This is a genomic window from Prevotella sp. BV3P1 (genome assembly GCF_000479005.1).
GTDB lineage: Bacteria > Bacteroidota > Bacteroidia > Bacteroidales > Bacteroidaceae > Prevotella.
The window spans coordinates 1-13,317 of record NZ_AWXC01000002.1; the positions used below are offsets into that span (position 1 = coordinate 1).

Below are 13,317 nucleotides of genomic sequence, written 5' to 3' on the forward strand. Positions count from 1 at the left end.
AAAACTAAATATAGATTTTATGAGGAAAAGTTATGTAACACCAAGCATCTTATTGCTACCCCTGCAAATTGGTCCCAATGCGGGAGTGAGTGGGGAAGAAAAACCAGGTATGCAACCCATTGGTGCAAAGGAAGGAGTATTCTATGAGGAAGACTTCGACATGAATGCCGGATGGTTCGACTGATGGCATCAATGCTGTATGTATGTTTTGAAACAGTAAAAAAAGAATTAAAGAAAATCCGATGAAAAATTTTACTTCTTCGAGGTCGTATAGACCTCAATTATGGCAACGCAGCCTGCTCATGCTCGTCATGATGCTCACCTTTGGTGTGGCGGCTTTTGCCCAGACCTATACCTACACCTACAAAGTGTCTAAGATAGACATTGGCTGTGGAGCGTCTGGGGGATCTGTTACGTTAAGTGTGACAGGCACCAACGGAGTTATGCCTAATGGCTCTGCACAACTTCGCAAGCCGGGCAAGCCGAATGATGTTATCACTGTTAATGGTGTGGCGCAGGGAGATGATGCCAATTTGACGCAGTCGTCAACCGATCCTAACACGTGGACTAAAACATGGCATAACCTTACAGAGGGCACATACGACTTGTACTTCCAGACTACCAGCGATAAGAAACAAGAGTATGCTGGCCAGGTAGAGGTGAAGAAAATCAACGAAACGTATGTTTCGCCAACCATGACCTATACCAAATCGGATCCCTATTGCTCTATCCATGGCAGCAACAACGGTAGTGTTGAGGTAACGGTGAAAAATGGTTTAGGCCCTTTCCACTATACTGCTGAAATCACAAGTGCAAACGGTACAGTGACAACCCAGACTTCAGGTACCGATGCTATTGCCGCCCGTACTTGGAAAGTTACAAAACTCTCTCAAGGCGATAAGGTGAAGGTAACTGTGGCAGACACGCAAAATGGTGTATGCCCCACTACTCAAACATCGGTAAGTGTTGAAGGTATTACCATGGGTCAGGCTGCTGCACCTAAATTATGGTGGAAGCCATATTCCAGAATGTATCTTGGCAACTGTAAATATCAAGACTATGTAGCTGTTAGGGTCTCGGGCAGCACAAAGGAAGCCAGGGCAGAGCAAGCCGAAATGTTGAAAAACGGTGGCCTTAGAGTAGATAGCTGGGGCTGGGGCGGAACGAAGGATGTCTTTAATTTTGAATATGACGAGGCGAAAAGTTCGTCAAGCAATTATTCCACCATCTTGGTGTTCAAGGTAAGCCCCAAGGGAAACCGGCCGCAAGATAAACAGCTTGTCAAGCAATACAAGCCTTTGTGTACGGGCGTAATGACAGAGGATAGTTACTTGTATGCAAAAGATATGAACCTTGGAAGTGATGGCGGAAACGATTATTTCAGTGTACCGTTTAAACTAACTCCCATTTCCAGCTACAATACGGATGAGAACTGTAACGTTCTCAGTAAAGAATTTAAAATCAAATATTCTACCACGGTGAATGGGATCTATTATTATTTTCCTGAAGGAACTAAGGCAAAACTTCAGAAAAAGAATACAGAGACGGGCAACTGGGACGAGCTGCCTGTTGATGTGCCGATGGGTGGAGGAACTTTGTTTGAAGATGATGAAAGAACCGTAGACGTTACTGATTATGGACCCGGAACCTACCGCTTTGTTTATGACGACGGTTGCGACGTGGTAAACGTGACCAAGGAAGTAGAAGTGAAAATGCCTAAAAACTTGGACATCAAAAGTGGATCAACTTTAAGGCCTTGGTGCATCGCTGGTATTCATGGGAACACCGCAGGCACATGGATAGAAGTGTCCGAGAAACCCATGCAATACGGAGTGCATATTGAGCGAAAGGACGGTGCTACATCAACCACGTTCAAGACAACACCGTTCTTGAGCAATGTTGAATATGAGCATACCTTGTCTTTCCCTATTGATTTTAAGACTACGCCTCGGAATGGCTATCTCCAAATTTACGATTTGCCCGTTGGTGAGTATGTAATACGTATTAGTCGATGCGGCGAAATCTCCTCACCGATGAGTTTGACCATTGGCGAAAGCGATGTTATCAAATACCAGCCTCGCAACGACAGCGGTTATAAGAACGGTGTAAAGGTACAAGCAGGTTGTGGAGACAATACGGTTAGCTTCAACTTTGGATTAGGGGACTGTAATCACCTGTCACAGGATTATTATAAATCGAATGGTCCGGGCGATTCACATAATTCCCCTGGAGACTTTAAGGAAGACACTCCGATTGAAGTAAGCCCTTATCTTCCCAATTGGCAATTTGCCGTTGGTATCAATGCGCAGACAGACGATCATGTGTATTCTCCTATCGAGCAAGCGTATGTTCCTAAATATTATGGTGCAGCTATTGGTGTGAACAACTTTGCTAACAAGACATTTGCTTTCCGTTTCAATCCTTCCAAGGGTGACGGTGCTTTCGAGGTACAAGGTGCGATGTGTGATCTTAAAGATCCAAACTCTGGTCTTATCAGTGTGGGCATCAAGAAAGGATATGAAGCTACTTATCCGTTGCACTACGAAATTAAGAAAGCCACTGAGCAGAATGGTGTGGTAACTCCAGGTGAAGATGCTCGTGAGCCTGTGGATATCACTAATAACAGTGGCGAAAACGCTTCACTTCATGTGTTCAGTGGACTTGCAGCGGGATGGTATCAGGTAACTGCACAATATAGTTATGGCAATGGCTGCCCTGCACAGGTGTCAAACGTTTATATCTCTCCTGTAGGAATTCCTGAAGTAGAAGCAGAGTGGGCAGAGAAATGCTATGGTCAGGGACTTGCTCCCAACCATTTGGAGTTACCCGTGTCTACCTATATGTATGATGTGACATGGACTCGCAAAGACCTTGACACGCAAGAAACGGTACAGGTGGGCACAGGTAATGCCATCGATGCCACTTTCCCCAAAGCTGGAAAGTATGAGTTCACTGTAGGTACCAAGTTCGCACAATCGATACCTACCTGTGCTGGCAGCTCTGGTGGCGAGCGTAAGGTAATCATCACTGTTGGCGACTGCACGGGACCGATGGAGAAAAACCTTTGGGTAGGTAATGAGGATACCAAGTTTGAAAATCAAAACAACTGGACGGTCAAAGTACCAGGAGATGGTGAGGACGTGATATTTGCCACTGAGGCAAACAATGCCAATCCCAAGAATCCTGCACAGAAAGGCGCTGCCAAGAACGATTGCGTATTGCCAGAGGGCAAGGTTCTGACCATCGGAACTCTGGAGAACCAGTCGGACAAGGCTCTTGTGGTATCGAAGAAGAGTAGTGTGGTAGTTTCTACTGCGTTAGTAGGTTACAATCAGCCAGGCGATGCCAAGAAGTTGGTGATTAAGACCGACGAGAATGGAACAGATGCCAGCGGTTCGTTTGCCGTATCGTATGCCGATCCATGCAAGTCTGATGTTTATGCAACGGTAGAACTCTATGGACGTGGCCAGAAGATTGGCACCGAGAATGTGAAGACTAAAGACAATCTTCAAGGCTCGCCAACCTACGGCCGCATGTTAGAGTCGGAACCTTACTCATGGCAGCAGATTGGTATTCCCGTGACGGAAATGGCACCAAGTCCTGTATTCAAGGGTTCTTACCTGCAATACTATTTAGAGGCTAAGAACAGTCCGAAACAGTATTATCAAAAGTGGAGCTGGATGGCTAAGGACAACACGATGTCGCCATTCGTGGGCTATCAGCTGACACAAGATGCACCGAAGGTATATGCCCTGACAGGTAAGTTGAACTTGTGCGACCATAACTTGACGCTGACACGCCACGCTGCGGAGGTGACGGCATCTAAATCTACAAAGGAGAGCGAGAAGCACTGGGGATTGGGACAAAGTATCTTTGCCAACTCTTATACGGCTGCCATTGATATTGACAAGCTTAGCTTCCCCAATGAAGTTGATCCAACAGTGTATGTGTACCATACGGGTAGTTTCAACAATTGGTATGAAAATAAGACGACCAACGGAACGCAAGATTTGCATGTGGCAGCAGGTGGCTATTTGGCTGTTCCAAAGAACACAGCAGCAACCATTGGTTACAAGTCGATACCTTCCATGCAGGGCTTCTTGCTGAAGTTCACCGACGCAGAAACCAAATTGGGTAATGAGGCTACCGTGACAGTTCCTTACCAGAGTGTAGTGAAGAACGAACAGGCAGCCATGGCGAAACCTTTTGAGGTCACTACGACCGAGACTGGCGCCGTACAGATGATTTTGGAGAGCAGCAAGAGCAGCGATGTGCTTTGGCTCATCGAGGCAGAAGGCACCACCGACCGCTACGACCGTGGTTGGGATGGTCGCAAACTATTGACCAATGCACCTGCCAGTCTGTATGTACAAACCGTTGATGGACAGATGCAGGTGAACGCAACTGCCGACCTCACGCAGCAGCAAGTTACTGTAGAGGGTAGCGACAGCGAGTTGTACACGTTGACCATCCGCAAGAAGAACCTGCCACAGTACGAGCATCTGAAGTTGGTAGACTACACCACTCGTCAGTTGGTTGACTTGCGTGAGGATGTTACCTCATACACTTACACCATGCGTCATACGGGTGTGGATAGTAACCGCTTTAAGTTGGTGAACACCACGGCAACCTCTTTCGACAATTTGCCTACCGAGATTCAAGGGGTGACGACGGCAACCTGGAATGGACCGGCTGTTGTGTACACCGTATCGGGTGAACGGGTGGCCAATGTGCGTCAGCCTGAAGACCTGAATCGCCTCAAGGCTCAACTGCCAAACGGTGTGTACATCGTTTCAATGCAGGTGGATGGTAAGACGGTGAGCCAGAAGATGGTTATCACGAAGTAAGCAGTAGGCTTCATTCAATGCTACAAAATATGGGCAGCGAGCGCAAGGCTCGTTGCCCATATTTTTAATGTCTTCGTCGTAGCGTCACCCATGTTCAATTCAAATGAATTTGATGGCTGTGGGACAATGAACGCAGGCGTCCACCGATTAAACTACGAATTGAGTTGAGTAGATTCTACTACGAATGACACGAATGACACGAATTTGATGGTTGCGTCAATTTCGTTCGTGTCATTCGTGTCATTCGTAGTTTAACAACATATTCCTTCAATGAAATGGTTGTGAAGCCACGCGAGAAGTCTTCACGCTGATAGCGCAGGGTTATATTGGTGAAGATTTGTATTGGTGAAAAGTGGTATGTGTGTCTTTACTTAGTCGTCGCGTCTGATGCACCTAATTGCGGGTGACTGTTGTCGCGCAGCACGTCGTTCACGATGGTGGTGATCTGCGTTTTCAGTTCGTTGACAAACTGGGCAGCATCGTATTTTTGGTGTTCGATGTCGCGCAGCTTCTTCTCCCAGATGCCCGTCAGCTCGCAGCTCGTCAGCAGTTTCTCCTTGATGATGTCAATGAGTTGTATTCCAAGGGGCGTCGCTACGATGCGTTTGCGTTCGCGCTGGATGTAATGACGCTTAAATAGTGTTTCGATGATGCTGGCGCGTGACGAGGGTCGGCCGATGCCGTTTTCCTTCAAGGCGGCGCGCAACTCCTCATCGTCAACAAACTTTCCCGCCGTCTCCATGGCGCGCAGCAGGGTGGCCTCGGTGTAATATTTCGGTGGGGTGGTTTGCTTTTCGGTCAGGGTGGGGACGTGTGTTCCGCTCTCGCCCTTCGTGAAGGTGGGCAGGGTGCGTTCCTCATCGACCGCCTTCTCGTCAGCGTCGTCGTCCTCTTGCTGGTTTTTGGCGTACACGTTTCTCCATCCTGGGGCCAATATCTCCTTGCCGCTTGCCTTGAACTCGATGTCCTTCACCTTTCCCATGACGGTGGTGGTGGCGAATTTGCAATCGTCGTAGAACACGGCGATGAAGCGTCGGGCGATGAGGTCGAACACGTTTTCTTCCATGTTCGACAGTCCTTTGGGCGGCACGCCAGTGGGGATGATGGCGTGGTGATCGGTTACTTTTGAGGAGTCGAACACCTTTTTCGATTTCTTCAGCGGCTTTCCGCCCAATGGCTTGATGAGTTCGGCATACACCGTCTTGCTTTGTATCTTTGTCTGATAAAGTCCGTTCATGGTTTGCGGACATTTGGGATAGATGTCGTCCGAAAGATATTGGGTGTCCACACGCGGATAAGTGGTGTATTTCTTCTCGTATAAACTTTGAATCAGGTTGAGCGTCATCTCGGCCGAATAGCCAAACTTCTTGTTGCAGTCTACCTGCAGCGAGGTGAGGTCGTATAGCTTCGGCGGTGCTTCCGTGCCCTTTTTCTTTTGCACGTCGGTCACGGTAAACGGTTCACCCTCAATGGTCTTGAAGGCGGCCTCGCCATCCTCTTTCTTGTCAAAGCGACCTTTGGTGGCGGTAAACGTGGTGTCGCGATAGATGGTGGCCAGCACCCAATACATCTCGGGCTTGAAGTTGTCTATTTCTTTCTGCCTGCTCACGATGAGCGCCAAGGTGGGTGTCTGCACCCGCCCTATGCTCAGCACCTGTCGGTTGCGTCCGTATTTCAGGGTGTACAGGCGCGTGGCGTTCATGCCCAATATCCAGTCGCCGATGGCGCGTGACAGCCCAGCCAGATACAGCGGTTCGTATACCGATTGCTCTTTCAGCTTGTTGAATCCCTCGCGGATGGCCTCGTCGGTCATCGAGCTTATCCACAACCGCTTCACGGGGCATTTGGCTTGCGCCTTCTGCATCACCCATCGCTGAATCAGCTCACCCTCTTGTCCCGCGTCACCACAGTTGATGATGCTGTCGGCATGCTGCATCAGTTGTTCGATGACGGCAAACTGTCGTTTGATGCCCTCGTCGTCGATGAGCTTGATGCCGAAGCGCGGTGGCAACATGGGCAGGGCGGCCAAACTCCAGTGTTTCCAGTTGTCGTAGTAGTCGTTGGGTTCTTTCAGACAACACAGGTGTCCGAAGGTCCACGTCACCTGGTAGCCATTGCCCTCCATATAACCGTTTTTCGAGCTATGGGCGCCGATGATGCGTGCGATGTCTTTGGCCACGCTGGGTTTCTCTGCTATGCAAACAATCATTGTCAGTTACTTTCTTTCATTTTTTACAGTTCCACCACTGTGATGCCCGCGCCGCCAAACTGCACATGCTCGTCACGGTAACCGGTTACGTTGGGTATGCCCGAGAGGTAGTCGCGGATGAGTTGGCGCAGGATGCCGTTGCCCTTGCCGTGCAGGATGCGCACCCGATCCATACCCATGAGGATGGCATCGTCGATGAAATACTGCACGGCGTTCAGGGCCTCGTCGCCCCGCATGCCGCGCACGTCCAGGTCTTGGTGAAAGTTCTTGCGGTGCTCGTCGATGGTGTCGCGTGTTTTTTTACTTATCTTCACGGCCCCCAACCGTTCTTCCAACGTAGGCTGTGCCGTTTGCTCGATGGCGTGTTCCAACCTACTGGTGCGCATCTTGGTGCGCATGTCGCCGAAGATTACGGTGGCATTGTCGCCCTCCACCTGCTCAACGGTGCCGATGGTGGTGAGCCCGATGATGCGTACCCGGTCGCCCGGTGCGATGGTTTTTCGCTGTTGCTGGCGGTCGGCAGCCTGTCGCACCTCTTCTTTTCGCTTCTGTTGCTGCTTGGCTTTCTCGGCCTTGCGCTTCTCTTTGCGCTCCTTGCGAAGCCTTATCTGCTCCACCTTCTTGGCAAACTGCTCATCGCTCATGGTGCCGTTGGGCGCTTGGGAATCGTCGGCCTTGATGCCTTGCTCAAACACCTTCAAATCCTCTCGTATGCGCCGCGTGGCCTCTTTCTCAGCCTGTTGCTCGCGTATCTCGCGTATGGCGTTCTCAATGCGCTTGTTGCTCTGCCTGAACAGTTCGTCGGCCTGCTCCTTGGCACGCTTGATGATGAGCTTGCGTTCTTGCTCCACCTCACGAATATCGTTCTCGTAGCGTGCGATGGTCTTCTCCATATCCTTCTCGCGCTGGTGGATGGTCTGCCGCTTGTTCTCCCAGTAGCGCTTGTCGCGCACGATGTCCTGGAGGTATTTGTCGCTTTGTATGTAGTCGGTCCCCACGATGTCGCTGGCCTTGCTGATCACCGTTTCGGGGATGCCTGTCTTGCGCGCTATCTCGATGGCGAAGCTGCTGCCCGGCTGTCCAATGGCCAACTTGAATAAGGCCTGCATCTCGTGGCGGTCGTAGAGCATGGCTCCGTTTACCACACCGGGGTGAGCGTCGGCGTAATGTTTCAGGTTCTGGTAGTGGGTGGTGATGACGCCCCATGCCTGTTTGTCGCAAAACTGCTCCAGCACCGCCTCCGCGATGGCACCACCTATCTGTGGCTCGGTGCCGGTGCCAAACTCGTCGATGAGCAGCAGGGTGCCGGGATTGGCCGTCTTCATCATGTTCTTCATGTTGAGCAGGTGGCTCGAGTAGGTGCTCAGGTCGTTCTCAATGCTCTGTTCGTCACCGATGTCGATCATCAGGTGTTCGAAGATGCCCGCCTTTGAACGTTCGCCCACCGGGATGCTCAGTCCGCATTGCAGCATGTATTGCAGCAGTCCCACGGTCTTGAGGCATACCGACTTGCCGCCGGCGTTGGGTCCCGAGATGATGAGCATGCGCTTCTGGGGCGTGAGGATGATGTCGAGCGGCACCACCTGTTTGCCCTGCTTCTCCAACGACAGGCGCAGCAGGGGGTGCGAGGCGCCAATCCAGTCGATGTGCGGCCGTGACTGTAGTTGCGGCTCGATGGCCTTGATGAGTTTGGCCAACTCGGCCTTGGCGCGCACCAAGTCAATCTTGGCCAGCATGCCGTAGGCCGCCAACAGCTCTTTGACGTGCGGCCGCACTTCGCGCGTCACCTCGGAGAGAATGCGAATCACCTCTTTGCGCTCCTCGCTCTCCAGTTCCCTGATGCGGTTGTTGGCCTCCACCACCTCGGTGGGTTCGATGAACACGGTGCGTCCCGTGGCCGACTCGTCGTGCACGATGCCCTTGATCTTGCGTTTCAGTCCCGGTGCCACGGGAATCACCAAACGACCGTCGCGCAGGGTGGGGGCCACGTCTTTATCTACCACGCCCTCGCTCTGGGCGGCGCGCAGGATGCTGGCCAGCGTGTGCGAGATGCTGCCCTCGGTGCGTTTCAGTTCGCTGCGTATCTGTGCCAGGCCCGGTGAGGCGTTGTCGCGGATGTGTCCCAACTTGTCGAGAATCTGGTCGATGCGGCGCAAAAGCTGTGGAAACACCACCACGCCGCGCGTCAGTTCTTGCAGGGCAGGGTAGCGGTAGCGGGTGGGGCGGCTGTCGTCGTCATCCCCCTCGCCATCCCCCTTGACTTGTCTTTCGCCTTGTGCGTCATCGACATCGTCGCCTTCGGTCTGAGCCAGAAAGCGCACAATGGCGATGATGGTTTCCAGCGAGCGGCGCAGGTCAAACAGCTCGTCTTCCTCCAAGTGCGTGTTCTCTAGTCGAATGCGGGCGATGGCCTGTCGCATGTCGAAGAAATATTGCAGTGGAAAGTTGTCTTCCTCCTGCTGTATGCGCCTCATCTCCCGCGTCTGCTCAAGCCACATGCCGATGGTGGTGGGGTCGGTGCAGAAGACCAGAGCGTCTACCTGCTCCTTGCCCAGCGTGGAGAGGCAGCGCGCCTTCAGCAGTTCGCGTATCTTGTCAAAGCCAATCTTGCTTTCAAAGTTCGTTGGGTAAATCATGCTGCAAAGATAAGCATTTACGCACAAATGGCCATCTTACCAAAGCGCAACCTTGCCTATTTTCCCTAAATCAATTGAGGCCGTTGGCACGCCAAGAGCCTTGAACACCCTGCTCATGGTTGGAATGCTGATGCTGTAACCTTTTTCCAGTCTTGAAATCTGAGCACGCTTCACCCCGATGCGCTCACCCAATTCCTCCTGGGTGAGGTTCTGTTCAATCCTGGCTTTCTTGATGGCTTCGCCTAACTTATAGGCATGAATCGATGCTGCCACTCTTTGTTCGAACTCATCACGTCTTGGTGTGCCTATCTTTCCAAAGTGCCGATCAAGAACTTCATCAGAAGTGTACGTCTTGAATTTTCCTACCTGTTTCATATCTTTTTTTCTTGAGTTCAAAGTATTGTTTCATGGTGGCTTCCGCCATCGCCTTTATTCCTCTTCCAACATCTTATAGGCTTGAAGGTACTTTTTTAATCTTTCAATATCTTTGTCCGTAAGCTCATTCAGCCTCGTGATGTCCATATTGTCTTTGAGGTCAGCCATCTTCACCTTACGCCCAATGGGATTCACCTTGCTGCGCTGAATGAAGTCAAAATAATCTTCGCCTTTGTTTCGAGAGACAGATAGAACGGCGTCCACGATGTATGTTGGAAATCCCTGCATGAGCAGATATTCGGCGGTGATATCTCCATCTTCTATCGTATCGTGTAAAAGCGTCACTATCTTACTATCATCGTCCTGGCACAATTTCTCTACACGAAGCGGATGTCCTATGTATGGCTTCCCTCCCTTGTCAACTTGTGTTTTGTGCACTTCGGTAGCAATCTGCATAGCCTTGTCTCGAAGTTCATCGAAATTGTTCATAGCAGTCTATTCAAAATTAAGTTCTAATTTCATTCCAAGAGATTTCATGTCATCCAGTTCCTTCTTTATTTCTTTCTCTTGCTCATTCTGTGCCGTTCGTTCACCACTCCACAGCTTGGCGTATATCAAATCCAAATCAAGATTGGGAGAATTTACATACTCCTCGTAACTCTTATATTTGCGTCCTTCTGTATCTATATACATAGAGATTTATAGGATATATAAAGATTTTGAATCTGCACAATGTTTTCTGAAATCCCACTCGCTTCAATAGAAAAATTCGAGAATCTCTTATTTTAGATATTCCTCACACAAGGCGACCCACAGCGAGGCACCAATGGGAAGGATTTCCTGATCGAAGATGTACTTAGGATTGTGTACCATAGGCGTTTCACCATTACCTAACATGATGTAACTTCCGGGTCGTTCTTGCAACATAAAGGCAAAGTCTTCACTGCTCATCATTGGCTTACAAGGGTACACTACATTTTCCTCTCCAAAATATTTGCGTGCCACTTCGGCAGCAAAAGCCGTTTCTTCGTGCGAATTGACAAGCACTGCTCCTGGTTGTCCCTCTTTTATTTCATATTTACAACCAAAGCATTCTGCTTGAGCGGCCGTTATCTCACGAATACGTTGCAACACCAGCTTACGTCCATCGGGCTGCATGTTGCGCATAGACAACTTGAGTACGGCTTCGTCTGGAATAACGTTTCCTGCGTTACCCGCTTGGAATGAGCCGATAGTGACCACGCCATTATTCCAAGGAGAGAGGTTGCGAGCTACAATCGTTTGTAGGGCCATCACCAATGAGGCACCAGCTACGACGGGGTCAATGCTTAGTTCGGGCATAGAACCATGCCCACCACGCCCCATTAAGCGTATCTCCCAATTATCTACAGCCGACATTGTTTCTCCATCATGAAAATGCAGTACCCCCTTTGGTAGCCCAGGTATGTTGTGTATGGCATATATTCTATCGGCATTAAACTTCTTGAAAAGTCCATCGTCAATCATCGAAGGACCGCCCTGCATGGTCTCTTCGGCAGGCTGAAAATAGAAGTAAACGGTACCATTGAAATGCTTTGTGTCTGCCAGATACTTAGCAGCCCCAAGTGCCATGGCACTATGACCGTCGTGTCCGCAGAGATGAGAAATGCCGTCGTGCCTACTTTTATAAGGTAGGTTGTTGATCTCTTGAATAGGGAGGGCATCCATGTCGGCTCTAATGCCTATTTTCTTCTTTCCATCGCCATGACTTAGAACGCCTACCACACCCTCAATGCCCTGTTTTCCTACATGCTCATGAACCTCGTAGCCCATATTTTTGAGCAAGTCGGCAACATACTTGGCGGTATTTATCTCTTGGGTAGATAGTTCGGGTTCTTGGTGCATGGCTTCCATCCACTGTTTCATCAGTGGCAACATGGCAGCCAATTCTTTCATTGGTTTTACCTTCATTTTACTCATATCGTTGGTTTTAGCTCATAGCTTCTCAAAGAAAAAGCGAGGAGTGAGATTACAATCACACAAAGATAGTTATTTTTTCATGAAATTATCAGCGGAATCACTTCAAATGTGTGTAAGACATCAGGTTTTTTTTATTTTAAAAAGCCTCTCGTTGACCACAACTATGATTTGCTTTTGTTTCACCAACTTTCGCCCTTCCATGCAGGAGCCGTGTGCCATCATCATGCTGTTTTTTCATTCTGTTCATTGTTTTTGCCCGCAAATTTAGGTCGTTTTGAAGTGCCTTCCAAAAAACAGCACTATGCTTAGCGGGAGCAAAATGATGTCGCATGGACATGACGTTCGCATTTCGAATCGGTGGAATGATGAGCGGGGAACGAGTGCAGCGGGTAACGGTAATCGGAGAATGGGGAGCGGGGAACGAGTGGAGCGGGTTGCGGTGACGGGAGAATGGGAAGCGGAGAACGTTGGAATGGTGTGACCGATCATGCGGCATCGTGCCCTCGACGCAGTTTTTATCGTTTGTAATGAATTTTTATTTCTTTTAAACAAACGACGACGGCGACGTTTCTCGTCCTATCGTCGTCGGATTATCAGTATGATGAGTATCATCAGTATCATTAGTATGATTAGTATTATTAGTATATATAGGAGCCATGCTTGATTATCAATGAGTTAGGAGGGGGTAAATTGATTGTTCGTTCAATTATGATTCAATTATGGTTCAACGAACGTTTCATGTTGGGCGATGTTTCGTTTGAAGTTTACGGATGGTTCAACCTCTTATTCAACGTTGTGATTTGTCGATAATTGTTAAGTATTTTTACGTCAGCCCCTGTGTGATTCGTTTCATTTTCAACCCCCTGCAATCGATGGTCTGTTGCGCTGTAATCTTTTTGGAATTGCCCCTCAAAGTCATGTCGATTGACCGCCAATGTCATGTAGTTTTCGTCCACCTTATTAAATAGGGTTGGTGACGCGTAGAGTTAACCCGTTTGTTTTGCACTCCGATTTTGAATCTGCAAGGCAAGGCCACGGGCTGTAAGCCCAAAAGCTTATAATTGTTTATTTCTTTTAAAAAATTGTAAAATACATAGAAATATATGATAAAAAAAATTCAAAATACAAAAGAAACCTTATTGTTTGCCAACAAATTAAATACAGACAGAGATTGGAATCAGCTTTTTCACATAGCCGCTTACACCATTGCTCCAAACATACTTTGGTGCAGAATGTGCTGCAAAGAAAAAACAACTTTCTTTCTTTTAACACAAATTATTTGGTAGTTCCA

Annotated in this window: 9 protein-coding genes; 3 read left to right on the forward strand and 6 right to left on the reverse strand. The window is 49.1% G+C overall.

What is annotated here, in order from left to right; all coding sequences use genetic code 11:
* Together HMPREF1254_RS00060 and HMPREF1254_RS00065 are read left to right on the forward strand one after the other, a co-directional pair.
* The coding region (locus tag HMPREF1254_RS00060) for a hypothetical protein (RefSeq protein WP_036890701.1) at nt 1-184 on the forward strand (184 nt) is incomplete at its 5' end.
* A gap of 58 nt (nt 185-242) precedes the next feature.
* Nucleotides 243-4,847 (forward strand): T9SS type A sorting domain-containing protein, encoded by a 4,605-nt coding sequence (locus HMPREF1254_RS00065; RefSeq protein ID WP_036880560.1) that lies wholly within the window; start codon nt 243-245, stop codon nt 4,845-4,847.
* Nucleotides 4,848-5,214: 367 nt separating this feature from the next.
* Here HMPREF1254_RS00065 and HMPREF1254_RS00070 read toward each other — a convergent pair whose 3' ends face one another.
* The 6 genes from HMPREF1254_RS00070 to HMPREF1254_RS00095 form a co-directional block, all read right to left on the reverse strand.
* On the reverse strand, nt 5,215-7,056 hold the full coding sequence (locus tag HMPREF1254_RS00070) for a DNA topoisomerase 3 (RefSeq protein ID WP_023056591.1): 1,842 nt from the start codon (nt 7,054-7,056) through the stop codon (nt 5,215-5,217).
* A gap of 23 nt (nt 7,057-7,079) precedes the next feature.
* Nucleotides 7,080-9,692, reverse strand: a complete 2,613-nt coding sequence (locus tag HMPREF1254_RS00075) for an endonuclease MutS2 (RefSeq protein WP_023056588.1) — start codon at nt 9,690-9,692, stop codon at nt 7,080-7,082.
* Nucleotides 9,693-9,728: 36 nt separating this feature from the next.
* Nucleotides 9,729-10,067 carry a helix-turn-helix transcriptional regulator gene (locus HMPREF1254_RS00080; RefSeq protein ID WP_004350921.1) on the reverse strand — a complete coding sequence of 113 codons (339 nt, stop codon included), beginning with the start codon at nt 10,065-10,067 and terminating at the stop codon, nt 9,729-9,731.
* A gap of 54 nt (nt 10,068-10,121) precedes the next feature.
* A complete protein-coding gene (locus tag HMPREF1254_RS00085) occupies nt 10,122-10,556 on the reverse strand; it encodes a metal-dependent phosphohydrolase (RefSeq protein WP_023056592.1) in 435 nt (144 codons plus the stop codon).
* A 6-nt stretch (nt 10,557-10,562) separates the two neighbouring features.
* The gene (locus tag HMPREF1254_RS00090; protein ID WP_023056585.1) at nt 10,563-10,760 is read right to left on the reverse strand and encodes a hypothetical protein; all 198 of its coding nucleotides are present in this window, start codon (nt 10,758-10,760) and stop codon (nt 10,563-10,565) included.
* Nucleotides 10,761-10,847: 87 nt separating this feature from the next.
* Nucleotides 10,848-12,017, reverse strand: coding sequence for a M20 aminoacylase family protein (locus tag HMPREF1254_RS00095; RefSeq protein WP_036880563.1), 1,170 nt, complete (start codon nt 12,015-12,017; stop codon nt 10,848-10,850).
* 310 nt (nt 12,018-12,327) lie between these two features.
* Between HMPREF1254_RS00095 and HMPREF1254_RS00100 the strand changes: the two genes are divergently transcribed.
* Nucleotides 12,328-12,507, forward strand: a complete 180-nt coding sequence (locus HMPREF1254_RS00100; protein ID WP_036880555.1) for a hypothetical protein — start codon at nt 12,328-12,330, stop codon at nt 12,505-12,507.
* The last annotated feature ends 810 nt before the right edge of the window (nt 12,508-13,317 follow it).